This window comes from Rhodococcus sp. PAE-6, from assembly GCF_025290685.1.
GTDB lineage: Bacteria > Actinomycetota > Actinomycetes > Mycobacteriales > Mycobacteriaceae > Rhodococcus > Rhodococcus pyridinivorans.
This window is the reverse complement of sequence record NZ_JAOCLZ010000001.1, coordinates 195,201-217,533: the sequence shown is the minus strand read 5'-3', so window position 1 is coordinate 217,533 and position 22,333 is coordinate 195,201. Positions and strand designations below refer to the sequence as shown.

The 22,333-nt window shown below is 65.5% G+C and carries 23 protein-coding genes and 2 pseudogenes; 10 read left to right on the top strand and 15 right to left on the bottom strand.

Features of this window, described 5'->3' with window-relative positions; translation table 11 throughout:
- Positions 1–5: 5 nt before the first annotated feature.
- On the bottom strand, positions 6–1,289 hold the full coding sequence (locus NVV99_RS00970) for a competence/damage-inducible protein A (RefSeq protein ID WP_024100977.1): 1,284 nt from the start codon (positions 1,287–1,289) through the stop codon (positions 6–8).
- Between the two features lie 24 nt (positions 1,290–1,313).
- Positions 1,314–2,798: an adenylate/guanylate cyclase domain-containing protein gene (locus NVV99_RS00965; protein WP_024100978.1), complete on the bottom strand. Its 1,485-nt coding sequence runs from the start codon at positions 2,796–2,798 to the stop codon at positions 1,314–1,316.
- Between the two features lie 463 nt (positions 2,799–3,261).
- Here NVV99_RS00965 and NVV99_RS00960 point away from each other — a divergent pair.
- A pseudogene (locus tag NVV99_RS00960) lies at positions 3,262–4,004 on the top strand (Nramp family divalent metal transporter); the annotation flags it as partial.
- A gap of 93 nt (positions 4,005–4,097) precedes the next feature.
- On the opposite strand, the gene NVV99_RS00955 reads toward NVV99_RS00960, so the two are convergent.
- From NVV99_RS00955 to NVV99_RS00945, 3 genes are all read right to left on the bottom strand, one after another.
- Positions 4,098–4,559, bottom strand: coding sequence for a hypothetical protein (locus NVV99_RS00955; RefSeq protein ID WP_197539150.1), 462 nt, complete (start codon positions 4,557–4,559; stop codon positions 4,098–4,100).
- Positions 4,560–4,677: 118 nt separating this feature from the next.
- Positions 4,678–5,448: a helix-turn-helix domain-containing protein gene (locus NVV99_RS00950; protein WP_024100981.1), complete on the bottom strand. Its 771-nt coding sequence runs from the start codon at positions 5,446–5,448 to the stop codon at positions 4,678–4,680.
- Between the two features lie 199 nt (positions 5,449–5,647).
- On the bottom strand, positions 5,648–6,358 hold the full coding sequence (locus NVV99_RS00945; RefSeq protein WP_024100982.1) for an SIMPL domain-containing protein: 711 nt from the start codon (positions 6,356–6,358) through the stop codon (positions 5,648–5,650).
- A gap of 193 nt (positions 6,359–6,551) precedes the next feature.
- On the opposite strand from NVV99_RS00945, the gene NVV99_RS00940 reads away from it, so the two are divergent.
- Positions 6,552–6,824 carry a GlsB/YeaQ/YmgE family stress response membrane protein gene (locus tag NVV99_RS00940; RefSeq protein WP_019289453.1) on the top strand — a complete coding sequence of 91 codons (273 nt, stop codon included), beginning with the start codon at positions 6,552–6,554 and terminating at the stop codon, positions 6,822–6,824.
- Positions 6,825–6,893: 69 nt separating this feature from the next.
- Here NVV99_RS00940 and NVV99_RS00935 read toward each other — a convergent pair whose 3' ends face one another.
- Positions 6,894–7,313: a glutaredoxin domain-containing protein gene (locus NVV99_RS00935; RefSeq protein WP_024100984.1), complete on the bottom strand. Its 420-nt coding sequence runs from the start codon at positions 7,311–7,313 to the stop codon at positions 6,894–6,896.
- 159 nt (positions 7,314–7,472) lie between these two features.
- Here NVV99_RS00935 and NVV99_RS00930 point away from each other — a divergent pair, with 159 nt between their 5' ends.
- Both NVV99_RS00930 and NVV99_RS00925 read left to right on the top strand, forming a co-directional pair.
- Positions 7,473–8,153 carry a phosphatase PAP2 family protein gene (locus NVV99_RS00930; protein WP_228045061.1) on the top strand — a complete coding sequence of 227 codons (681 nt, stop codon included), beginning with the start codon at positions 7,473–7,475 and terminating at the stop codon, positions 8,151–8,153.
- A 195-nt stretch (positions 8,154–8,348) separates the two neighbouring features.
- Entirely contained in the window at positions 8,349–9,248 is a 900-nt protein-coding gene (locus tag NVV99_RS00925) for a phosphatidylinositol mannoside acyltransferase (protein WP_024100987.1), read from the top strand.
- A gap of 34 nt (positions 9,249–9,282) precedes the next feature.
- Here the strand turns inward: NVV99_RS00925 and NVV99_RS00920 are convergent, their stop codons facing one another.
- Positions 9,283–10,041 (bottom strand): DUF6544 family protein, encoded by a 759-nt coding sequence (locus tag NVV99_RS00920; protein ID WP_024100988.1) that lies wholly within the window; start codon positions 10,039–10,041, stop codon positions 9,283–9,285.
- Positions 10,042–10,311: 270 nt separating this feature from the next.
- On the opposite strand from NVV99_RS00920, the gene NVV99_RS00915 reads away from it, so the two are divergent.
- A complete protein-coding gene (locus NVV99_RS00915) occupies positions 10,312–10,998 on the top strand; it encodes a ZIP family metal transporter (protein ID WP_024100989.1) in 687 nt (228 codons plus the stop codon).
- 50 nt (positions 10,999–11,048) lie between these two features.
- On the opposite strand, the gene NVV99_RS00910 is transcribed toward NVV99_RS00915, so the two are convergent.
- Both NVV99_RS00910 and NVV99_RS00905 read right to left on the bottom strand, forming a co-directional pair.
- Positions 11,049–11,849 carry an HAD-IIA family hydrolase gene (locus tag NVV99_RS00910; protein ID WP_024100990.1) on the bottom strand — a complete coding sequence of 267 codons (801 nt, stop codon included), beginning with the start codon at positions 11,847–11,849 and terminating at the stop codon, positions 11,049–11,051.
- 49 nt (positions 11,850–11,898) lie between these two features.
- A complete protein-coding gene (locus tag NVV99_RS00905) occupies positions 11,899–12,153 on the bottom strand; it encodes a hypothetical protein (protein ID WP_019289459.1) in 255 nt (84 codons plus the stop codon).
- 776 nt (positions 12,154–12,929) lie between these two features.
- Between NVV99_RS00905 and NVV99_RS00900 the strand changes: the two are divergent.
- Together NVV99_RS00900 and NVV99_RS00895 are read left to right on the top strand one after the other, a co-directional pair.
- A pseudogene (locus tag NVV99_RS00900) lies at positions 12,930–13,313 on the top strand (hypothetical protein); the annotation flags it as partial.
- Positions 13,287–13,535 carry an ANTAR domain-containing protein gene (locus NVV99_RS00895; RefSeq protein WP_260782759.1) on the top strand — a complete coding sequence of 83 codons (249 nt, stop codon included), beginning with the start codon at positions 13,287–13,289 and terminating at the stop codon, positions 13,533–13,535. The pseudogene NVV99_RS00900 and the gene NVV99_RS00895, both read left to right, overlap by 27 nt.
- 91 nt (positions 13,536–13,626) lie before the next feature.
- On the opposite strand, the gene NVV99_RS00890 is transcribed toward NVV99_RS00895, so the two are convergent.
- A complete protein-coding gene (locus NVV99_RS00890; RefSeq protein ID WP_024100992.1) occupies positions 13,627–14,817 on the bottom strand; it encodes a flavin reductase family protein in 1,191 nt (396 codons plus the stop codon).
- Positions 14,818–14,857: 40 nt separating this feature from the next.
- A complete protein-coding gene (locus NVV99_RS00885) occupies positions 14,858–16,291 on the bottom strand; it encodes an MFS transporter (protein WP_024100993.1) in 1,434 nt (477 codons plus the stop codon).
- 190 nt (positions 16,292–16,481) lie between these two features.
- Here NVV99_RS00885 and NVV99_RS00880 point away from each other — a divergent pair, with 190 nt between their 5' ends.
- The 3 genes from NVV99_RS00880 to NVV99_RS00870 are packed head-to-tail and all read left to right on the top strand — an operon-like array spanning position 16,482 to position 18,757.
- A complete protein-coding gene (locus NVV99_RS00880; protein ID WP_019289463.1) occupies positions 16,482–17,774 on the top strand; it encodes an amidase in 1,293 nt (430 codons plus the stop codon).
- Between the two features lie 40 nt (positions 17,775–17,814).
- Positions 17,815–18,099, top strand: a complete 285-nt coding sequence (locus NVV99_RS00875) for a hypothetical protein (protein WP_033098222.1) — start codon at positions 17,815–17,817, stop codon at positions 18,097–18,099.
- Position 18,100: 1 nt separating this feature from the next.
- Positions 18,101–18,757, top strand: a complete 657-nt coding sequence (locus NVV99_RS00870) for a response regulator transcription factor (RefSeq protein ID WP_016690744.1) — start codon at positions 18,101–18,103, stop codon at positions 18,755–18,757.
- 10 nt (positions 18,758–18,767) lie between these two features.
- Here NVV99_RS00870 and NVV99_RS00865 read toward each other — a convergent pair whose 3' ends face one another.
- Genes NVV99_RS00865 through NVV99_RS00850 form a run of 4 tightly spaced genes read right to left on the bottom strand, consistent with a single transcriptional unit; the run spans position 18,768 to position 22,299 of the window.
- Positions 18,768–19,718: a PDR/VanB family oxidoreductase gene (locus NVV99_RS00865; RefSeq protein WP_024100995.1), complete on the bottom strand. Its 951-nt coding sequence runs from the start codon at positions 19,716–19,718 to the stop codon at positions 18,768–18,770.
- 51 nt (positions 19,719–19,769) lie between these two features.
- Positions 19,770–20,522 (bottom strand): SDR family NAD(P)-dependent oxidoreductase, encoded by a 753-nt coding sequence (locus NVV99_RS00860; RefSeq protein WP_024100996.1) that lies wholly within the window; start codon positions 20,520–20,522, stop codon positions 19,770–19,772.
- A 9-nt stretch (positions 20,523–20,531) separates the two neighbouring features.
- Positions 20,532–21,026: an aromatic-ring-hydroxylating dioxygenase subunit beta gene (locus tag NVV99_RS00855; protein ID WP_006552107.1), complete on the bottom strand. Its 495-nt coding sequence runs from the start codon at positions 21,024–21,026 to the stop codon at positions 20,532–20,534.
- Positions 21,019–22,299, bottom strand: a complete 1,281-nt coding sequence (locus NVV99_RS00850; protein ID WP_024100997.1) for a Rieske 2Fe-2S domain-containing protein — start codon at positions 22,297–22,299, stop codon at positions 21,019–21,021. Before NVV99_RS00850 ends, NVV99_RS00855 begins: the two co-directional genes overlap by 8 nt.
- Between the last annotated feature and the right edge of the window lie 34 nt (positions 22,300–22,333).

Below are 22,333 nucleotides of genomic sequence, written 5' to 3'. Positions count from 1 at the left end.
CAGGCTCAATCCCGACCGAGCTGTGCGACAACCAGATGCAGTGCCGCCGTGGTGGTGAGAGTCCGGACCCGTTCGCGGTCTCCGGGGAAGCGGCGGGTGACCGTGTACGTCGGCCGTCCCTCGATCGCGACGCCGAAGCACACCGTGCCCACCGGCTTGGCCTCGGTTCCCCCGTCGGGGCCGGCGACCCCGGTGGTGGAGACCGCGACGTCGACCTTCAGGCGCCGTCGGGCACCCTCGGCCATGGCTGCGGCGACCTGCTCGCTCACCGCCCCGTGTTCCGCGATCATCTCGGCCGGTACGTCGGTCAGATCGGACTTCGCGTCGTTGGAGTACGAGACGACGCCACCCATGACATAGGCCGACGACCCGGGACGGTCGGTGAGCCGCGCGGCGACGAGTCCGCCGGTGCACGACTCCGCAGTCGCGATCGTGCGGCCCTCGAGGGCGGCGATCAGCTGGTCGTCGATGGTGGAACCGTCGGTCGAGAAGATCTCGCGTCCATGGTGTTCGGTGAGGACGTCGAGAAGGCGATGGTAGATGTCCGCGTCACCGGAGGCGACTCGCGTCACCATGTCGAGTTCGCCGTGTCGGAGGCAGGTGGTGATCTCGAGGCGTTCGAGGCCGGCGATCTCTGATTCGGCCCGGCGCAGCGTCTCGGCGAGTTGTGCCTCGTGCAATCCGTAGGCGCGCACGGTGTGCTGCTGCAGGTCGTCGGCTCGCGCCAACACGTCGGCGACCGCGGGGGAGGCGACCGCGCTCGGCCACATCGCCTGCAGCTCACCGGGCGGGCCGGGCAGGATGACGATGGTCGGTACCGGCCGATCGCCGGTGACCGCGGGGATGACCACGCCCGGCGCTGTACCGGTGGGCGGCAGGGCGGTGGCACCGGCGGGCACGTGCGCCTGCTTCCGGATCCCGATACGCGTCGGCCCGGTGTCGAGATCGGGGGTGTCCGGGCGGAACCGGCGGATGACACCTGCGATGTGTTCTTCGAGTTCGGGGTCGAGCAGCAGTTCGCGATCGCAGTACTCGGCGACGGTGGGGACGGTGAGGTCGTCGGCGGTGGGACCGAGACCCCCGCTGGTGACGATGAGATCGACGCCCTGCTCGGTGAGGAACCGTAACTGTGCGGTCAGGTCGGCGGGCCGGTCACCGCAGATCGTGATGTGGGCGACGTCGACGCCGAGTTTCAGGAGTTGGTCGGACAACCACGGTCCGTTCAGGTCGGAGATCCTCCCCGTCAGCACTTCGGTCCCGGTCACGATGATTCCTGCACGCACGCTCACGGAGCCGAGCCTAGTCGGCGACGATCATCGTGGACGCCTCACTGCCTTGTTGCGACGGTCTGCGAGGCGGGCGAGCTCACGAAGCATGCCGGGAGCCCGGCGCGCCATGGTCAATACTGCCCGGTCCGAGACGGTCGGGCGTGGTGGCAGCGCAGGCTGTGCAGGACGGGCCCCGACCGTCGCCCTGAACACCTGGACCTGACCGGGCACACCTTTGAGCCGATGCCTGCCCAGGTCGGTGAAATCGAAATCTCCGCCGACCGCAAGCTCGCGCACCGCCTGTGAGCATCGCACCTCGCCAGGCCCGGAGGAGGCAGCGATCCGCGCTCCGATATGGACCGTCATTCCGGTCAACCCGGGACCGGCGCGGGTCACCGACCCGACATGCACGCCGGAGCGCACAGAAAATCCGAGAGTCGATGTCGATCGGATAATCCGGTGCGCGCACTGCAGTGCGGCCACTGGACCGTCGAAGACACTGAGGGTCCCATCGCCCGCGATGCCCACCAGCGTGCCTCCGCCGGCCTCGACCTCCGCACGCACGAGTCGGTCGTGCGCGCCCAGCAACCTCGCGAACCGGTTGTCACCGACCTCCGCGAGCAGGTCGGTGGAGCGGACGACATCGGTGAACAGAACCGCGCCCAGGAACCGATCGGCCTCGACCGGATGGTCCGTGCCGCTGACGAGTTCCTCCACGTGGTCGAGAACAGGAATCAGCACTTCACCCAGGGTTGCGCCGAGGGCGATCGGTGGCAGCTCGTAGAAGCGGCCGTTCGGAATCTGCGCGGCCATCCTGCGGCCGGCCTCTCGAGCGAACAGAGTGTCCGGCTGATGCAACACCTTCGTCGGGCATTGGATTGCCGGCAGAATCAAGGAGTAGTTCGCGCGGAGAGCCCACTCGAGATGTTTCTGGGCAGTTCTCGGTGTGGCGGAGCAGCGTTCGAGCAGCGCCATGATCCGTCGATTGTGTGGGACATCGAGGGTCGGGTGCGCCAGGAACGTGAGCTTCCCTTGACCCCAGCATGCGTACGCATCCCGATACGACTCGACGAACCGGTCTCGCTCGTCAGCAGTCCATCCCGGTGGCGGATCACCGTCGGACAGCAGGGTATCGGGCCAGGGTTCGGCGAGGACCAGCCCGGAAACGCGGTCGGGGTGCCGAGCCGCTACCAGGGCAAGGGGCCCGCAGGTGCTGGCTGCGCCGACGAGCGTGGCGCGATCGACCTCGGCGTCGTCGAGCACCGCGACGACGTCGTCGGCCTGCTCCTCGAGCGTGGGGACGTGCTCGACGGGATCGGACAGTCCGAATCCGCGTCGCTGGAAGAACAGCGAACGCGCGAAGCGGGCACAACGTTCGAAGTTGTAGTGGAAGTGCGGATCGGTCCACATCAGGTCCGGATGCATCATGTCTTCGAAGAACCACGCGATCGGATGTGGCCCCTCACCCACGATCTGATACGCCAGTGCGGCGCCGTCGCGCTGGATGTACCGCGTCACGGGCGGATCCATGGGAACAACGATAGGCGCCGGTCGGCAGCGCGGCGAGTGTCGGCTGTCGAAACCGACCGGCGACGGAAACCGGCCTCTATCGTGAGGTTGCTGAGGAAAGCGTGGTCTTCACGGCGCGTCTCGCATGAGACGGGTGGACGCCGGAGCAGGGGTGTGCTGCTTTCTGTGGTCGCTGCAGCGCGGCTCCTGGGTGTCTTCGCATCAGGGTGCGCTTCGATGCGCGGCGGGGTGGAAGGCGATTTCGGTCGGGCAGCGCAGCAGATCGGTTCGGCGGCGGTCTCGGCTCAGCTGAGCCTGCAGGTTTCGCCGACGGTCACAACACCACCGCCGCCACGGACACCGCCCTGTCGGACATGCTCGAAGAGGTCGACCAGGCCGTCTCGGCAACCGCGGATCGAGAGGTGGACACCCCCGGCCAGGGAACCCTGCGCGCCGAGGTCCTGCAGGCGGCGAACACGGTTAGATGAAAAGTCCCTTCGCCGTCGCTCTCAGAATCCTCACCGCGATCGGGGGATTTCTCGACATCGGTGATCTGGTCACCAATGCCGTGGTGGGCGCGCGTTTCGGGTTGTCCTGGCCTGGGTGGTGCCGGTAGGCGTGCTGGGAATCTGTGTCTTCCGCAGATGTCCGGCCGCGTCGCTGCGGTCAGCGGCCGAGCCACTTTCGAGATCATTCGCGAACGTCTCGGGCCGCGCATGGCAGTGGCGAATCTGAGCGCGTCGCTTCTGATCAACCTGTCGACGTGGACCGCCGAGGTCGGTGGTATCGCGCTGGCGTTGCAGTTGGCGAGCAGTGTGAACCCGAAGATGTGGATTCCGGTAGCCGCCCTGGCGGTGTGGCTGGTGATCTGGCGGGTGAAGTTCTCGGTGATGGAGAACGTCACCGGGGTGGTCGGACTGTGCGTGGTCATGTTCGCAGTGGCGGTGTTCCTTCTCGGCCCGGATTGGGAGGCAGCTCGCGAACCAGATGTTCACTCCATCCCTGGCGGACAGCGAAAACCTGGCGGCATATCGGTATTACGCGATCGCGTTGTTCGGTGCGGCGAGGACTCCGTACGAGGTGTTCTACTTCTCCTCCGGAGCGGTGGAAGAGAAGTGGACGGTGCGGGATCTCGCGAAGTCCCGGCTCAACGTTCTGGTCGGATTTCCCCTCGGCGGCATCCTCTCGGTGGCCATCGCCGCACTGTCGGCGATCGTGCTGATGCCCCCTGCTCGTCCGGTTGTATCGGCCAGTGGGGGAGTGCCGTCGCCGGAGGTCGTCGGGATTCTCCTCTCGCCTCGCCGGCGCGCCGCTGACCGATCACGCCGCCGCCTCGACGATGCTGGGCAGAGTTACCACGCTCCGGCGGCGGCACGTCGCTGCTGCCGACGCCCGCCTTTCCCGTCGTGACGTCGCCGTCCCGGTATCCGCTGAGCACGTCGACGCAACGCCAGCTCGTGCTGCAAGCGCTCCGCAGACAGCTTGCCCGGACCATGAATGCTCGTGCCGTCCGGCCGTTCGATCGTGGTGGCCATCGCCGTGTTTCTCCTCGAGGATCTCGAAATTCGCCAGCGTCCAGTAGTACTCCTCGACAAGTGCTGGGGCAATGGAATTTACGCCATTCTGCTGAGCACGAATGAACACCAGGCGATCACGAGTGACGGCGTTGTGTCCGCTGCCGTGGACCAACAGCACTTCCGGCCCACGGCCACCGAAATCGAGTCCCGACAGCACGCCGTCGTCGACGGGCACTTCGATACGGGTTCCCGACACCATCACCATCCCTCGCCGTCGATAGCTCGGCGAGACTGTCTACCGCAGAACGTCACCTACCCCTCATGAGACAACCGATCCATCCGATCGGCCAACGGAATTCGGCCGAGCGCCTTTGCATCGGATCTCAGGCCGCAGCCGGCGCGCGACACCCGCACCGCACGGCACGCCCCTGCTCGTCATCGGGAAGCCACCCGTACTCGTCGCAGTCGCCGCACTTCGGGTGGAGGACACGGGGCGTCGACAGCGACCGCCACAACGGCAACCATCCGTGCGCCAGTCGCATCGGATTGCCCGGTCTGTGCACGGATTTCGCTGCCGCAACCAGAGCCGGCACGCCGTGTGTGGCGACGAGTGCTTCGATCGCCGCTGCCGCATCGGGTTTGAGGTAGACGAAGGTCGCGGTGAGTCCGGCCTGCCTGCATGCTGCCGCAAGCTCAACCACCGTGGGACCGAGCGGTGTCTTCGCGACGCGCGGTGTGCGGTTGGTTTCCGTCCTTGGTGTATCGGTACTTGAAAGAGCGCCTGAGTCTCCGATGTCCGCGCTGCCGCGCGTCGGATTCTCAGGCGCCGGGTCGGTGACGGGACGTTCGTAGATGGTCTGGATGGTGATCCACTGGCCGAGCTCGTTCTGGATCTTCTCGCGCACCAGATAGCCGAGGTCGGCGAGCTCGCGCAATGCCGAGCGGATGGCGTCGCGACCTTCTTTGGGCGACTGCGCCGCGATCGAGTCGGCGCGGGTGCGCCAGTCGTCGGGCTTGGACAGCAACCAGACGAGCACACCCCGCGCGCGGAAGGACAGCCGCTCGTCGGTGATGACGGCGTTGCTGAGAACGGTGAAGTTGGCGGCAAGGCGCGGTCCACGACGCACCCCGCCGGCCAGGGTATTCTGACCCACGTTCGACTCCCTTACAGTCGGACATCCGGCCCGTCGGGAGCTGCAACTCCTGGCGGGCCTTATTCGATTGTGGCCGCGCGGATCGGCGGCGTGCTGGCATCGTGCCACCGTCTGTACAAGGCGCGCAAGGAATCGAGCGGAGGGTGCTCGAGTTTCGGTGTTCTCGACCTCGCTGAGCGGGGTCCGGAACACCGAAGTCTCACCGGCGCTGGGGGGAAGCTTCGAACCGCGCCTCGACGTCGGCGGTAAGGGTGACCCGATCCGGTTCGAAGACCAGCTCGGGTTCGGCCGACTCGGGGGCGCTCATCGCATCCGAGCGCAGCATCGCTGTGCGCATCATGGGGGCGCCGCCCGTGTGAACGGGTGAGGGCTGGGAGCCGAGCATGCCCGGATCGGCGATGGCCACCGCACGAACGGTGTCGAGGCCCAGCGACGTCGTGTATGCCTTCGCCTTGTCGAGGGCGTCGCGGACGGCGAGGTCGCGGACCTGGGCGAGTCGCTCCTTCCGGGCTTTGCGGGTGATCCACCATTGGAGATCGGCGACGGTGACCACCTCGAGTTCGGCGACCCGTTCGACGAACGCACCCACAGCGTCGAACTCGTGGAAGGTGACGGTGATCGACGCCGATGAGTTGTACACCCACGGCCGGTTCTTGCCCTCGCGGTTGAACGGGCGCCGTCGGCTGTGGCGTACCCGATCGAAGGTCCACCGCTTCACCGGGCTCGGGGTGCGCTTGCGAAGTTCGGTGATGAGATCGGTGACGGTGGCGACGGCCGCGGTCACCGGTTCGGCGGCCTGCTTGCGCGAGGAGCCGTCGGCGTGCACCCGCAACACCACCGTGCACCGGTTGGGTGCGACGGTGCGCTCGGCGTGCCCGGTCACGGTGATCGTGACGGGAGGCTGGGTCATGCGCACGAGTGTGCCAGCGCGAGCCGTCCCCGTCGGGCAGACGGCACGTGCCACGGTCGGAACCGTCGAATCCGACCTCCCGGGCGTCGCATTCGTGCCACTCTGAACTTGTCAGAAGTGAGAGGTGTGACTGGTGGGACGACTGGGTATCTGAGTTGGGTCGAACTAGCCAGTGTTCACGAAAGGACTGCACATGCTCGGACTCGGAATCCTCGGTTGGATCATCATCGGTGGTCTCGCCGGTTGGATCGGCAGCAAGATCATGGGCACCGACGCCCAGCAGGGCATTCTCCTCAACATCGTCGTCGGCGTCATCGGCGGCTTGATCGGTGGTTTCCTGCTGAAGGTCTTCGGCGTGGATGTCGAAGGCGGCGGACTGATCTTCAGCTTCCTGACCTGCCTCCTCGGCGCGGTCATCCTGCTGTTCCTCGTCAAGGCCGTCACCGGCCGAGGCGTGCGCCGCTGACCGCTCTGCATCAACGAGGTCCCGGATCCACACGGATCCGGGACCTCGTTCATGTCGGGGGTCGGCTCGTCAGACCAGTTGATCGCGAAACCAACGTGGGTCGGGATTGGTATGCGACACGTCGCCGATGAACACCGTCGGCACCGTCTCGTTCCCGCCGTTGACTTCCCGGACCCGAGCGGTCGCCGCGGGATCCCGCCAGATGTTCACCCAGATCGCGTGACGCGCGCGGGCGCGCAGGGTGGCGCGCAACCGGATGCAGAACGTGCACCCCGGGCGCCAGTACACCACCGGAACGCCGCGGGTTGCGGCGTCGCGACGGGCGGTCGCGTCGTCGACGTGATGGGGGAAGAACAGGGGAGAGGTGACCCACGCAAAGACGAGGAGCAGTACTGCCGTCACCACCGAGGTCACGTCGAATGCGCCGGTGAGCAGAACGACCGCCGCGACGGCCACCATCGCTGCGGAGAGGATCCAGGTTCGCCACACGCGTGCGAGCCTATCGCCCGGGCGGGAGGCAGAAGCCACTTCGTCCGCCGGCCTGCAGTCGTCTCGGAACGGGACGCGTCGCAGGCTCGAAGCTCCCCGTCACCCCGCCCGACCAGCCGGTCTGCCGCCGGGCAAGGTGGCGCGATAGCGTATTCGGTCATGGTCGTCACCGAGAGTTCACCTCCTGTATCCCCGCGGTTGGTCCGCTCGATGTTCATCCCTGCAGTAGGGGTGGCGCTCGTGCTGACTCTTCTCGCGGCGGCGACGGTGCCGATGCGCGACCGCCTGTATCTGTCCGTCGCTCAGACCGTCGAGGGGTCCTTCCTCGGACCGCTCGCAGGTCTCGTCGCGGACAAGGGGCTGCTCGTCCTGGTCGCCTTCACCGGTGTGCTCGCGGCGTGGCTGTGGCGGAACGATCGACGCAGCTTCGGCACCCTCGCCGTCGGCGGTATTGGTGTCGTGGGTGCCTACCTGTCGAGTGAACTCGTCAAGCTCGTGGTGACGGAGCCGCGACCGTGTCGCGCACTCGGGATCGAGACGGTGCTGGAATGCCCCGAGGTGGGTGACTGGTCCTGGCCGTCGAACCACTCCGTCATCGCGGCGTCGTTCGCCACGGCGTGTGTCCTCGCGGCTCCGCGTCTGATCTGGCTGGTCGCTCCGCTCGCCGCGGTGCTCGCCTTCTCCCGGGTGACGGTGGGGGTGCACTACGTCCACGACGTGCTGTCGGGCATGGCGCTCGGCGTGTTGATGGTCGCGCTGGTCGTCGTGGTGCTTCTGCCGTTCGCGTCGCGGCTTCCGATCCTGTCGCGCGAGGCACCGGCCGCCCCGCCCATCGGATAGGCGAACTGGATACGGCACACCGAATCCGGCTGTCGGCAGAGCGAATCTGCAGGCAGCCGGATTTTTGTTGGCAAGTCGGACGGGGCGCGACCGCCTCGAAGCTGTCGCGGTCGTGCTCATGGTGGGCTTCATGGTGCTGTTGAGCCCTGTCGCCGGCGTCGTCATCGTTGTCGACCTCCGCGTTCGGGGTACTCGATGCGCATGAAGGATCGGGCCTGGGATCTCGCATACGCCGCCGGTTGGTGGACGGTATGCGCGCTACCGGAAAAGCCGGCGAGGCGCCTGTTCGAGATGGCTGCGGATCGAGCGGCCCGAAACGGCGGGCCGATCCAATTACGACGCAACCTCGCTCGGGTGTTGTCCACCTCTCCCTCTGAGGTGCCCGACGAACTCGTGCGCGCGAGTCTACGTTCGTACGCGCGGTATTGGTGCGAAGCGTTCCGGTTGCCGTCGATGGATCCCCTACGGCTGGCCGAGACCATCGACTCCGCGGCCACCGGTCTCGAACACATCCACGAGGCCGTCGCGCGTGGGCGCGGCGCAGTGCTGGCGCTTCCGCACAGCGGGAACTGGGACCTGGCGGGAGTGTGGATCGTACAGCGGATCGGCACACCGACCGTCGTCGCCGAGCGACTGCAACCGGAATCGTTGTTCCGCCGCTTCGTCCGGTTCCGGGAAGGCCTGGGTTTCGAGATCATCCCGCTCACCGGTGGCACAGTTCCACCGTTCGAACAGCTGACCGCCCGGATCCGGGAGGGACGGTTCGTCGGACTCCTCGGTGAGCGTGACCTGACCGGAGCGGGCGTGCCGGTCACCTTCTTCGGCGAACCGGCCTGCATGCCTGCCGGCCCGGCCAAGCTCGCGATCGATACGGGTGCGCCGCTGCTGCCGGTGCACTGCTGGTTCACTCCGGGCGGGTGGGGGTTCCACATCGACGCCCCGATCGATACCGCAGGCGGCGTAGAAGCCACGACCCAGTTACTGGCCGACCGGTTCGCCGCCGGTATCGCCGCGCATCCCGCCGACTGGCACATGCTGCAATCGGTGTGGACGGCCGACCGGCGGGACCGCACACAGACACCCGGCAGACAGTGACGACGTCGGTTTCCGCGGCAGGCCTCGTGGACCGTCAGAAGAAGTCGGCAGAGGTGATCTCGGCGCGGAAGAACTCGCCGTCCGTGCCGGGTCCCGTGTCCCAGCTCGCGCGGATCCGTGAGGCGATGGTCATGCCACCGAACCGGTGTTCGGCCTCGACCGCGACGATGAACGGATACCGGCCGAACTCGTGATTGTCGGGGTTGCCCCACCGCAGCATCCGCACCCCGCACAACGCCCCGTCCTCGGCGACATCCAGACGCACGGTTTCCTTGCGGCCGGCCACCGTCCAGGTCGCCGCGGCGACGAATTCGTCGCCGCGCCACCGTGCGAGGGGAAACGACGTCGGCACGAAGATGCTCTCCCCGGCCAGGCGGCCGGCCGCGCTGTCGCTGACATCAGGGCCGTCCGCGGACATCACCGGAATGATTCCCCCTATCCGCCAACGCATCTCGCCACAACCGTCGGTGAAGCGGTCGTACCCCGACACTGATACCGGGCCGATCCGAGTGGTCGCAGCCCACACGAATCCCGACGTCGGGGCGAGGAGTTGGACAGCGGTGAACGGTCGCCAGGATCCGAGCCGGATCTGCCCGGACATCTCGAGTCGTGCGGCTGCGGCCATCGGCGTGCCCTCGGCCACCGCATGGTTGATCCAACGCCGCGCAGCAGGCGGCAGGGGTTCGGTCAGGGCCGGGACGAACCGCTCACCGGTGCCCCTGATCTCGGACAGAGCACGCCAGTGTGCGCCGACATGATGAGCGGCGCGCGGAATAATCGGTGCACGGCCCATGCGCACGAATCCTCCACCGGTCGATTCGGCCCTTCACGATGCTTCGCTCGGACTCGGTGCTTCATCGATGGGGTGGGCCGATACTCGCTGATTCGAGCAAATTATGCCTGGGCACCGTGTCCTTGCCGACGGAATCGTCGATCATCGCGTTATAGGTAACCCTGCCGAGTCGGTCGGTGGTGACGTCCCTGGGTACCCGGTCGCCGGGACGGAAGAGGTACACATGAGCGTAACGAGTAGAGGACGGTGCCGACGCGGGGGTTCGGTTCGATGTTGACGGCCCTGTGGTACGGACTGGGGACCGCCGTGCCCTTGTTCCTCGGAGCTGCGATCGGCCTGCTCTACGACCTGCCCCGCCCGGTGCTCGCGGGGTTGATGGCCTTCGGCGCTGGTGCCATGGTGGCGGCGGTCTCCACAGAACTGTTCGCCCCGGCCTTCGCCGACCAGGGGTTGTGGGCGGCCGGCGGGGCCTTGATGCTGGGAACCGTCGTCTATGTCGTTGCCGATCGCGTGATCGAGAACATGCTCGGCCCTGCAGCCCTGGGTTGGGCGCTGATGCTCGGGGCCCTCCTCGACGGCGTTCCGGAGAATGCTGCGTTGGGGACCGCTCTCGCAGCCGGCAGCGGTGGAATCGTGTTGCTGGTGGCCGTGGCGGTTGGCAACATCCCCGAGGCGGTGGCGGGTGCGGCGTCGATGCGGTCGGCTCTGTCGCATCGCTCTGCTCTGCTCATCTGGGGCGTGACGGCCGTTCTGCTGGTGGCGGTGGTTGTGGTGGTCACTGCGTTCGCCGATTCTCTGCCGGAAGCGGGCATTCCGCTGATCCAGGCATTCGCCGGAGGCGCCACCATTGCGGTGATCGCCGACTCGTTGATGCCGGAAGCCTATCGAGAAGGCGGATGGTGGGTCGGTATCTGCACTTCGCTGGGATTCCTGGTCGCCTTCGCTCTCGGTGCATGAGAAGCCCACCCTCATCGGATCCGGCCGAAAGTTCGGACCCCCGATACTCTTCAGAACGGATTTGCCGTTGACCCAACGAGATCCGCAACGGAATTGATGACGCGGGTCGGGCGGTAGGGGAACCGCTCGACGGACTCGCGGGTCGAAATGCCGGTCAGGACCAGCAGTGTCTGCAGACCGGCCTCGAGGCCGCAGACGATGTCGGTGTCCATGCGATCACCGATCATCAGCGTGTGTGCGGAGTGCGCACCGATCGCACGCAGGGCCGACCGCATCATCAGGGCGTTCGGCTTGCCCACGAAATACGGCTCACGGCCGGTCGCGCGGGTGATGAGCGCTGCGACTGCCCCGGTGGCAGGAAGCGAACCCTCTCGTGACGGGCCGGTCGGGTCCGGATTGGTCGCGATGAACCGGGCGCCGCGTTCGACCAGTCGGATCGCGGTGGTGATCGCCTCGAAGGAATACGTGCGTGTCTCACCGAGGACGACGTAGTCCGGGTCGCTGTCCGTGAGGACGTAGCCGATGTCGTGCAGCGCGGTGGTCAATCCGGATTCACCCACCACGTAAGCGCTGCCACCGGGACGTTGATTGGCGAGGAACGTCGCCGTCGCCAGCGCGGAGGTCCAGATCGATCTCTCGGGCACGTCGAGGCCGGAGCGCAGCAGGCGCGCCCGCAGGTCTCGGGGTGTGCGGATGGAATTGTTGGTGAGCACCATGAACGGCGTACCGGTGTCGCGGAGCTCGGTCAGGAACGCGTCGGCACCGGGGATCAGGTGATCCTCGTGCACGAGAACACCATCCATGTCCATCAGGTAGTTCCAGACCGGCGCGGATGTGGGTTCTTCGCTCATTCTCCGAGTGTGTCACCTACTGTTCCGGTCGGCAGCCGATACAAGGCGATCACCCGCCGAGGTTCGCGACGGTCGAGCCGAGCACGCCCGCCTGTAGCTCCAGGTCGCTCTCGTCGTGGTCCCGATCCTGCGGTAGCTGCTTGCGGAGGTCTTCCCTGGTGACCACGAGGAACGCTCGGTTCTCATCCGTGAGCTCCTGACCTCCGACCACGCGGAAGCGTCCCTCCTCCAGAACGAGTGCGGGGTCATCGAGCGTCGAATCGAGGAGTTCTCGAAGGTCGGTGGCGGTCAAGTTGGTGGGCACATGTCCTCCTGCACTTGCTGTTCTTTCGAACCTGTCGGTGTCTTCCGGAGGTACCCGGTGGAGCGGTGGCCGAACCCGGTGGTATTCGGTCGCCGGGGCGGGTCGGCCACATCCGTGCGGGAAGCGCATCCGGTGGCGAAGGCTCGCGTGGCGGAGTGCGCCGACTCGCGTTACGAAATGTGAAGGGATCGGGTGCGTTCGGTCGCCTCTCGGCGAAAGGCGCAACACGGCTCCAGTCGAACGGAACTTCCGTGAAGGCAAAGGGTTGAGCCCGGGGGACACGAATATGCACCCGATCCGCCCAGCACAACGCGACCAGATCCCCGTCTATTCCCCGAGGGAGGTAAGCGCGTGCGGAAGCCGATTGCGTGCGCGACAGGCTGTGACGAACGATACGCCGGTTGATGCTTCAACCGGCGTACGCTCGACACCACTCATGTACACAGACTTCGCCACACTCGGCGGAACTCTCATCTGGTTCGCCGCCCTCATCGCTCTCACCCACATCCTCGGCCACACCCTCTGATCTCCGGACCTGGTCGGCACCCCCTAGTCCTGAGGTCTCCGCAGGACGCCCAGCAGGTGTTCCTCACCCCACGTCGGCAATCACGAGTAGCGTGGGCGGTACGGGCATCTTGCCCGACACTTTCTCGCCTTGACGCGCGGCATCGTGAAACAGGCGGAAGAGGCTGCATTTCATGGCCGAATCGATCGAAATCTTGATCAAGGTCCTTGGAGATCTATGAAGACCGCCGAGCGGACGGCACGATCTCGGTGAAGCACTGCGTGCGGTGACCACGGCCGCCGCGGTGACGATCGCCGGGGTCGAGTGCGCCGACATCGTGCTCATCGGCAAGGACACATTCGAGGCGCACGGAGCGACATCGTCGTTGTCCGGGGAGCTCGGTCGGATCCAACGCGACGCCGGTGGTCCCTGCATCGACGCTGCCGGGGTCACGAGCGTGGTCTACAGCAGCGACCTTCGGTCCGAGAGACGGTGGCCGCAGTTCACCGAGGAAGCCCTGCTGGTCGGGGTCGGCAGTGTGTTGTCCTTCCAACTCCACACCCGAACCGATATCGCCGGTTCGCTGAACCTGTTCGCATCGAAGCCGCAGACTTTCGACGGTGCAGCGGTGGCGCTGGGCATCGCATTGGCGGCGCAGGCGGCGTCCGAGCTCACGGCTGCACGCGCGGAGCTGCATCTGCGCTCGGCGTTGGCCACCCGAGACGCCATCGGCCAGGCCCAAGGTGTTCTGGTCCAGCGCTGCGACGTCGACGCCGCCCGCGCGTTCGTGATGCTGCGGACACTTTCGCAGGATCTCAACGTCGCCCTCGCCCGAGTTGCCGAGCGAATCGTCGAGGACCACACCGCTTCTCTGTGATCGTTTGTCCGATCACGCACAGTCCGTCCGTCGGGCGGTCCACAGCGGTTCCCTCGAGAGCGATGTAGGCACAAGAGGTGCATTCGACTGCCTACGAACCGTGGGGGTGTCTATCGCCCTCGAGTGCTGCGACGACGCTTCTGGCATGCGAAACCCATGCAGCGACCGTCGCGCCGGTGCTCCGAAGCGGGAGTTGAGCCAGACGCAAGGTCGAGGTGCAGAGGCCTTCCGGATCACGTACGGGGAAGACGAGGGACCCGACATCGTAGAGGCCGTCGGGATCGAGTTCTCGGACGCGATAGTCGACGTCCGACCCGGGGATCACGGTCCGGATGTCACGTTCCTCCACGGGTGTGAGCAGGCTCGATTCGTAGCGTCGTGTCGCTTCGCGCATCGTCTCGTAGGCGGTGAGGCCTTCTCGAGGAAGAAGGGAAAGCGCGTATCCGTGGGCGCGTACGAAACCGAGTCGCCGGCGGTAGACCCGCTTGGTGTCCTCGTCGATTCCGATGGCCCTGGACAGCCATCGTTCCTGTTCCTCCTCGGACAGGTCGAAGACGATACTGTCGCCGATCGGCGGCACGATCGGGATACGTCGTGCGAGTCCGTTCGTTTGTTCCACGCCGGGGCCGAAGGCCGACAGCACTCGGGCCATCTCGTCCCGGCCGATCGTCGTGTAGAGCGTGACCTCGCAACCGATCGAGTGAGCGAGCGCTTCGACCTCTGGGCGGAGGGATTCCGCCGCGCTGATCGAATCGGTGATTTCGTGCTGCAGCCGAGCCATCAGCGACGTACTCACGAAGCTGCCGTAACCGCCCTGGAAGTAGATCAGAGGCGCCACGGGGTTGGTGACCGCCAGATCGCTCACGGTGCAGAGGACGATCCAATGGTCGCCGGCATCGACCGTGTTCGTCACGCGTGCGTCGATCCAGGCGACCGATTGATCGAGAACCGGGTTGCCGGACGGAGAGGTGAACCACTCGATGCCGTCGAACTTGTTCTCCCAGCGCCGGGCGATCGTGGCGACGAGATCCTCCTGCTCGCCCCCGATGACATTGATGCATATCGACTCGCACCGCCGGAGTTTGTCGAACGTCCGGGACGTCTTCATCGGCATGAACGAGATCAGGGGAGGATCGAGGGACACCGAACTGAAGGTTCCGACGACGAGGGCGAGCAGTTCGCCGTCGGCGGCGCGTCCGGTGATCACTGCAACGCCCGTGGGATAGTGGCCCATCACCTCGCGGAACAGGCCCTTGTCGATACTGACGGTGTCGAGGGACATAAGCACTCCTTGGTCGGAACGACGATCGATCCGGCTCGGTTCAGCCTTTGCGGTGACGCGCCTGGAGGGTGCGTCCAAGGGCTTCGGGGCGGAGGAAGAGGATGCACAGCATGCCGCCGACGAGCAGGACGACACCGGTGATCGTGAAGGCTTGATGTACGCCTACCGCCATGTTGTTCGCCATCTCGGGGGTGAGGGACGTGCCCGAGGGCGGCGAGACGTACCCCGCGCGCGTCATCAGCCATCCGACGAGGGTGGGGGAGATGATTGCGCCGATCGACGCGACACCGCCCAGCGTGGCCATCATGATCGGACGCTGCCGTGCGCCGACCGCGAATGCCAGCGCTGAGGCGGTCATCGGGTAGGCGAGGCTGCAACCTGCGGCGATGCAGAGCAACGCGACGGCGGCGACACCGGAGGCCGCCTGGACCAGGATGAAGCACACACCGGCAACGAGTGCTGCGATACCGAAGGGGATCGCGATGGACCGATGCGCGTTGTATCCCCGCTGCATCAGTCGGTGACCGAGGAATCCGAGGAAGAGAAGCACGAGCGCCCCCAGGATCCAGGGAATCGTGGTGACCGTCCCGACCTGGGGCAACGAAAGTCCGACCACGGTCCCCAGGTACTGGGGCAGCCAGGTGGTCACGAACCCCTGCACCCAGAAGTTCGAACCTCCGCCGATGACCGCCGCGAGGAAAGTCAAGCTCGCGAATGCCCGCCAGAGCGAGACGGCCGGTTGTTTGTCGACATCATCCGTGGCGATTTCGTGAGCGGACTCGGCATCCGCCTCGGGGGCATCCTTGCCGGCGGAATCCTTCTTCCCGTGGCCCGCGTAGGGCCCGTCGCCGGCCAGGATCAACCAGGCGATCACCCAGACCAGACCGACGATACCGAGGACACCGAACGCCCAGCGCCATCCCCAAGCACCGATGACCCAGGCCAGGGCAGGTGCGGCGAGGACCGGACCGAGGGTCGAGCCCGCAGCGACAAGATTGGAGGGAAGCGCGCGACGTCGGGGTTCGAACCAGGAGTGGGCGGAGGTCAGTGACATCGCGGTGGCCGGGCCCTCGGCGCCGCCGAGAACGATGCGGGTGACCAGAAGGATCGCGGCGCCGCCACCGAGCAGCATGGGGAACTGCATCACGGCCCACACGACGCCCATCGTCAGGATGATCCACCGCACCGAGAACCGCGCTGCGAGAAATCCGGTAACGACCGAGACCACGGCGTAGAGGAAGAAGAACGCACTGCCGATGAAACCGAACTCGACGGCCGAGATTCCCAGGTCCGGGATCGCCTCTGACGCAACGAGTCCGAGTACGGCCTTGTCGGCGAACGCGACGATCTGAAAAAGAACGAGGAGTGCAGTGATCAACCAGGCCTTGCGGTTCATTCTGCCGAAGTCGATCTTCTTCGATGCCTTCGGATCGGAAGGATCGATGATCTTGTCCGGCGCCACGGTCGAAGCCATGAGAGGCCGCCTTTCTTGTGGGCTGGGAATGGGGCTGGAGTGAGCGGCGAGTGCTCCGTTGGTGATCGGAAGCCCAACGGTGTGGAAAACCTATGTCGCCTTGCGTCACTCGGGTAGGAGGGAAACCTTTACTGTCGGTACGTCCTATTCCTGGGCAGAATGGGGAGGTCAGCGACTGCAGGAGGATGATGTGAACGCGCCCGTGGTTGACGTGTCCATCGAAGATCAGGTGAGGTCGGTCCGGACCGGTTCGACGACGGCGACGGAACTCGTGTCCCGAGCCAGAACGGCAATCGACGCTCAGGAACCCGTACTGCAGGCGTGGGTGCAATTGTCGAGCACTACTGCCGAGGACGTCGCGACGATCGATGCCGACCGCCGAGACCTGCCTTTGCGAGGGATTTCCGTCGGTGTGAAGGACCTGATCGACGTCGCCGGCATGCCGACCCGTGCGGGATCGCCGGTCACATCCGCCGCGGCAGCTGTCGCGGACGCGCCCTGCGTGGAACGATTGCGTTCGCTCGGCGCCGTCGTCCAAGGTAAGACCGTCACGACCGAGTTCGGTTACTTCCGTCCGGGTCCCACACGCAATCCTCATGCACCCGAGCACACGCCCGGAGGATCGTCGAGCGGGTCCGCCGCCGCGGTCGGTGCTGGCACCGTGCCGTTGGCGCTCGGTACCCAGACCGCGGGTTCCCTGACCCGACCGGCGTCCTATTGCGGCACGGCCGGACTGGTTCTCGCCCACGGCAGTACCGAGATGGCAGGAATTGTCGGCCTGAGCGACTCCCTCGATTCCCTGGGGCTGCTCACCCGCACCGTCGCCGATCTGCGTTACGTCCACGATGCGTTCCTCGGCTCAGCCGCCGCTGTTCAGTCCGGTCTTCCGGAATGTGCGTTCGTCTGGGGCGGAAGCTATCTCGGATATCTCGACCCTCCGATGATCGCTCTGCTGGGCCGTCTTCCGTCTGTTCTGGCCGGACTGGGCCTGCATTCGGAAATGCTCGACTGGGACGACCACGTGCAGACTCTCGCCGAGGACCACGCGACGATCATGGCCTTCGAGGCCGCACGCACCCGAGCTCGTGAGTTCGAACGGCAGCGGGACGATCTGAGCCCGCAGATCCGAGATCTGCTGCAGCAGGGACAGACAATCTCGGTCTCCGACCACACGGCTGCGTTGATCCGACGGGATCGCTCGCGGGAGTTGTTGGGCGAGATACTCGACGGATCATCCCTCATCGTCGGTCCTGCCGCGACCGGACCTGCGCCGAAGGGATTGTCGGCGACCGGTTCGCCGATCCTCAGCCGCCCGTGGCAGTTGCTGGGCCTACCCGTGGTGATTGTGCCCGGAGCGCGCACCACTGCGGGACTGCCGCTCGGAATACAGCTCGTCGGCCTGCCGGGTAGGGAGGATGACCTGTTCGAGGTCGGGGAGAGACTCGAAGCAATTCTCCGCGAAAGTCCCCCGCTGGACGAGTGATTCGAAGACCATGCCCCTGATGACGACTGGAGAATTCTCGATGCTGAAACCGCGCCCGGTCAATCACCATCGGATGTTCCTCACCTGCTACGAGGACACCTTCAACTACGGATGGCATCACGTCGACCTGTTCGTCCACGACGAGTACGGACGCGAGGTCAACTGGGTGCATTGGACCGTGGAGGCGGATGGACCGGAAGCGGCCGACGTATCGGTCCGTCGTGAAGAACCCCTGCTCCGACGCACCACCGACTGGGAGCCGAAGACAAGCGCAGTCGGGGCTCCGTACTGGACTGCCGAAGCAGCGTGGGATGCGGACAGCTGACATGGCCGAGCATGTGACCGGCAACGATGCGCCGGCGTCCGAGGCCACCGTGTACGTCGTCGACGACGATCCAGCGTTGTGCGATTCCGTCGACTGGATTCTGGAGAGCATCGGCATCCGACCGGTCATCTGCCACAGTGCCGATGTCTTCCTCGATGTCTACGACGGCACGCATCCCGCTTGCATCGTGCTCGATGTGCGCATGCCGGGCATGAGCGGCACGAGGTTGCAGGAGCGGATCAACGAGTTCGCGCCGCATGTGGTGATCATCTTCGTTTCGGCGCACGGCGACATCAGGATGTCCGTCTCGACGCTGCAGAAGGGCGCCATGGATTTCCTGGAGAAGCCGTACGATCCGCAACGGCTGCTCGACGCGGTCCAGTCCGGCGTCGAGCGCGCTCGGACGCGTTTCGCGGAGCATGCTGCACGCGTAGCGCTGCGGGAGAAACTCCAGGGGCTGACGCCGCGTGAGCGGCAGATCCTGGCCTTGGTCGTCGAAGGCCTGCCGAGCCAGAATATCGCCCGCAAGCTGGGGATGAGCGTGAAGACCGTCGATGTCCATCGGGCTCGGATCAAGAGCAAGACCGACTCCGACAGCATCGGCACCTTCGTTCGGGACCTCCTCCGCTACGGCGTAGAGGTCCCGAACGAAGCCTGACCACGGTCGATCAGTAGTAGTCGAGGACGAGTCGCTGCCCTCTCGTGCGCGACACGCACACTGCCATGACTTCCCCGGATTCCTTCTCGGCACGGGTGAGCACGTTGTCGCGGTGTTCGGGCGAACCCTCCAGGACCTGCATGATGCACGTTCCGCAGATGCCTTCCTGGCAGGAGGTGTCGACGTCGCAACCGTTGTCCTGGAGGACCTCGACGATGCTCTTATCGGCCGGAATCCGATAGGTCTCTCCGTCCAGCTCAACTTCGAATGCGGCGTTCGCCGACGCGTCGGGTTGCTCCGAGGCGTGGAAGTTCTCGAGGTGGATGGCGTCGGGGGAGACGTGCTCACGCGCGACGGCAAAGACCTTGTCCATGAACCCGGCCGGTCCGCACGTATAGATGTGAGTGTGTGGAGGCAATTCGGCCAATTCGTCCTTCAGGACATGCTCCTGGGCCTCGCGCGTCACTCCGAGATGCTGATGTAGCTTGTCCGGGCAGCGGTCGTTCAGCAGCGGCAGGAATGCCGCTTCGGATTCGGTGCGGGCGAAGTAGTGCAGTTCGAAGCTGATGCCGTGAACGTCCATGTAGCGGGCCATACTCAGCATCGGAGTGATGCCGATGCCGGCGGCGACGAGCACGTGGTGCTGTGCCTCTTCGGCGATGGCGATCAGGTTCCGAGGTGTGCTGATGCGGAGGGTGTCGCCGACAGAGAGTTCGTGCAGGGCAGCGGATCCACCGCGTGAGTTCGCCTCCTTCTTGACGGCGAAGACGAACGAGTCCGGTGCGTCCGGGGTGCTGCACAGCGAGTACTGACGTGTGATCGCTGTCGGGCCCTCGACGTCGATGTGTGCGCCAGGCAGGTACGGACCCAGCGGTGACCCGTCCGCCTTCACGAGCGTGATCGACTTGACGGTCGGTGTTTCCTGGGTGATGTCGGAGACGATGACGTCGATGAGTGTCATGTCAGGTTCTCCTCGTGTAGCGACGGGTGCGGGCCGATAGGGATGGAACGCTCAGCGCAGATACAGGCCGCCGTTGATGTCCCAGCAGGCACCGGTGACGAAGAAAGCGTCGTCGGAGATCAACAGCGCGACGGTGTCAGCGACGAACGATGCACTGCCGAGTCGCCCGACCGGAATACCGGCAACGATGCCGTCGAGTTTGTCGGCCGGAACCGTCTTGCGGACGACCGGCAGATCGTGTGGGCCCGGGGAGATCGCGTTGACCGTCACGCCTCGCGCGGCGAGTTCCCGCGCGAAGATCTTGGTGGCGGTCAGGATCGCACCCTTCGACGCCGCGTAGTGCCCGCCGGTGGCGGTGCCGCCGTTCTGGCCCGCGAGCGAAGCCATGTTGACGATGCGACCGAATCCCTTGTCGGCCATCGCCGCTCCGAACACCTGACAGCCGAAGAAGACGCTGTTGACGTTCGTGGTGAGCACGTCCGTGAACTCGTCTTCACCGAGTGTCATCAGGTCGGCCGCGCGGGTGACCGCGGCGTTGTTGACGACGATGGTGGGCGTGCCCCACAGGTCTTCACAGACTGCGAGGCCTTCCTCGAAGGCCGCCTTGCGGCCGACGTCCAACTCGATGCCGCGGGCTGTGGACCCGTCGGGGGACAGTTCCGCCGCGAGGGCGTCGACCGCGGCGGTGTCGAGGTCGGCGAGGAGCACCCGCCGGCCGTCGGTATGCAGTTTACGGGCGATGGCGGTGCCCATTCCGCCGGCGGCTCCGGTGACGACCGCGATACCCGGGGCATGAGGATTCATGGCGGCCTCTCAGAGCAGATAGCCGGACGCACTGACCGCGTCCTCACTGTCGATCAGACGGATCACCTTGAGCGCGATCCTGTCGTCGCCCTCGTCGTCGAACACGATCGTGTGCGTCAGATCCGCGCCGAGGGTCAAGAACTCGTTGCGTTTGAAGGCATTGACGATCTGCGCCGAGCGGAGGGTGACCGAGGTATCGGTGCGCTCCTGCACGGTGAAGCGGGAGATCACGCGGACGGTGCGTGCTGCGGCGACCGCGGACGGCGAGTAACCCTGGAGCATGCGTTGGACGCGCAGTCGGCGCATCCGTGCATCGTCGTAGACCATGTTGAGCGAGGACGCGAAGTCATCCGTGTCCGGGTCGATGGGGATCACGTAGATGCCATCATCGGTGTACATCTGTTCCCAGGACTTGTAGTCCTTCGCGTCGAGGGCTTCGGCCTCCTTCCACACCAGTTCTATGGCACGCAACACGCGGGGATCGGTCAGGCTCAGGTCAGTCATCGCTCATCAGCTTCTTCCACATTGCGTAGGCCTCGCGCATTCCTGTCTCGTCGGTGACATGTGAAGTGGGCCAACCTTCTTCGGTGAGGTATTCGCGCCCCTCGCCGCGGTTGACGAGGATGGGCATGTCGGGATTGCCACCGGCGCCGATCTGGACCCGGGTCCAACCCTCCGCATCGTCGGGGCTGCCGAAGCCGAACGGGCCCTGGAAGTGCTCGTGAATACGCAGACGCTCCCGGTTGACGGATTCAGGGCCGCCGTCCATGCCGATGGCCATGTGCCAGATCTCGGTCTCGTCGACGGAGATGGGAATCAAGACCCGGAAGAACGACGAGGACATCGCCACATTCGGAAAAGTGTTGAGGTTGAACCCGCAGCCGTGCATCGAGCGCATGTAGCGACGGATCCGCTCCGGACTCTCCCCGGCCTCGGTGAGTTCGTCGACGAGATGCTGGAAGCGTGGCTGGATTTCCTCGGTGCCGTCGTCGATATCGAGGTCGACGTGGGCAGCGGCCATGATCGCGACGCTGTGTCCGTTGCCGAGCGAATGTGTCTCGGCGGCCGGATCGTCCATGAATGACATCATGTCGGCGGTTTCCGCGTCGACGGAGGCCATCCATGACTTGTGCACCATCGGGAAGTGGTAGCCGTCCGTGGTGTTCTCCAGTTGAATCTTCCAGTTGCCTTTGAAGCGGAACTTGTGGACGCCGAGCACCTTGGTCGGCAGTCCGTTGCTCTGCTTGAAGAAACGCTCCATCCAGAGCTTGGCGTCACCGAGGAAATCCTCGAGGGGTTCGGCGTCCTGGTTGAAGGTCGCCCAGATCATGCCCAGGTAGCTCTCGGTGCGCAGCGTCTGGAGGGGGAAGTCCTTCTTGTCGATGACTCCCTCGTAGCCGTCCGGATAGGGGATACCGCGCAATCGACCGTCGAGAGCGTAGGACCAGTTGTGGTACGGGCACGTGAAGCCGTTGGCCTTGCCGCTGCGCTGGTCGCAGACGGTCGCGCCGCGGTGCCGGCAGCGGTTCAGGAGAGTGTTGAAGTTTCCCTTGCGGTCACGAGTGACGATCACCGGCTGATCCCCGACCTGAGTGGTCTTGAACGAACCGGGCTCGGGGATCTCGCTCTCGTGCGCGACCCACACCCACGTGCGGTAGAAGATCTTCTCCATCTCGACACGGAAGATCTCCGGGTCCGTGTAGAGCCGTCCGGCGACCCGATCGGTGCCGACGAGATCCCCGTAATTGTTCTGGATCGAATGTTCGATCGTCGTCATGTGTTTGCTTCCTTCGAACTCGTCACGTGCGGGT

Coding starts and splice junctions, on each gene's coding strand:
- NVV99_RS00955 (WP_197539150.1), bottom strand. CDS start 4,559: ATGGTGATGGTGTCGGGAACCCGTATCGAAGTGCCCGTCGACGACGGC.
- NVV99_RS00925 (WP_024100987.1), top strand. CDS start 8,349: ATGCGCATGAAGGATCGGGCCTGGGATCTCGCATACGCCGCCGGTTGG.
- NVV99_RS00940 (WP_019289453.1), top strand. CDS start 6,552: ATGCTCGGACTCGGAATCCTCGGTTGGATCATCATCGGTGGTCTCGCC.
- NVV99_RS00875 (WP_033098222.1), top strand. CDS start 17,815: ATGCTGAAACCGCGCCCGGTCAATCACCATCGGATGTTCCTCACCTGC.
- NVV99_RS00865 (WP_024100995.1), bottom strand. CDS start 19,718: ATGACACTCATCGACGTCATCGTCTCCGACATCACCCAGGAAACACCG.
- NVV99_RS00965 (WP_024100978.1), bottom strand. CDS start 2,798: ATGGATCCGCCCGTGACGCGGTACATCCAGCGCGACGGCGCCGCACTG.
- NVV99_RS00855 (WP_006552107.1), bottom strand. CDS start 21,026: ATGACTGACCTGAGCCTGACCGATCCCCGCGTGTTGCGTGCCATAGAA.
- NVV99_RS00930 (WP_228045061.1), top strand. CDS start 7,473: ATGGTCGTCACCGAGAGTTCACCTCCTGTATCCCCGCGGTTGGTCCGC.
- NVV99_RS00910 (WP_024100990.1), bottom strand. CDS start 11,849: ATGAGCGAAGAACCCACATCCGCGCCGGTCTGGAACTACCTGATGGAC.
- NVV99_RS00850 (WP_024100997.1), bottom strand. CDS start 22,299: ATGACGACGATCGAACATTCGATCCAGAACAATTACGGGGATCTCGTC.
- NVV99_RS00885 (WP_024100993.1), bottom strand. CDS start 16,291: ATGGCTTCGACCGTGGCGCCGGACAAGATCATCGATCCTTCCGATCCG.
- NVV99_RS00890 (WP_024100992.1), bottom strand. CDS start 14,817: ATGTCCCTCGACACCGTCAGTATCGACAAGGGCCTGTTCCGCGAGGTG.
- NVV99_RS00920 (WP_024100988.1), bottom strand. CDS start 10,041: ATGGGCCGTGCACCGATTATTCCGCGCGCCGCTCATCATGTCGGCGCA.
- NVV99_RS00870 (WP_016690744.1), top strand. CDS start 18,101: ATGGCCGAGCATGTGACCGGCAACGATGCGCCGGCGTCCGAGGCCACC.
- NVV99_RS00945 (WP_024100982.1), bottom strand. CDS start 6,358: ATGACCCAGCCTCCCGTCACGATCACCGTGACCGGGCACGCCGAGCGC.
- NVV99_RS00860 (WP_024100996.1), bottom strand. CDS start 20,522: ATGAATCCTCATGCCCCGGGTATCGCGGTCGTCACCGGAGCCGCCGGC.
- NVV99_RS00915 (WP_024100989.1), top strand. CDS start 10,312: ATGTTGACGGCCCTGTGGTACGGACTGGGGACCGCCGTGCCCTTGTTC.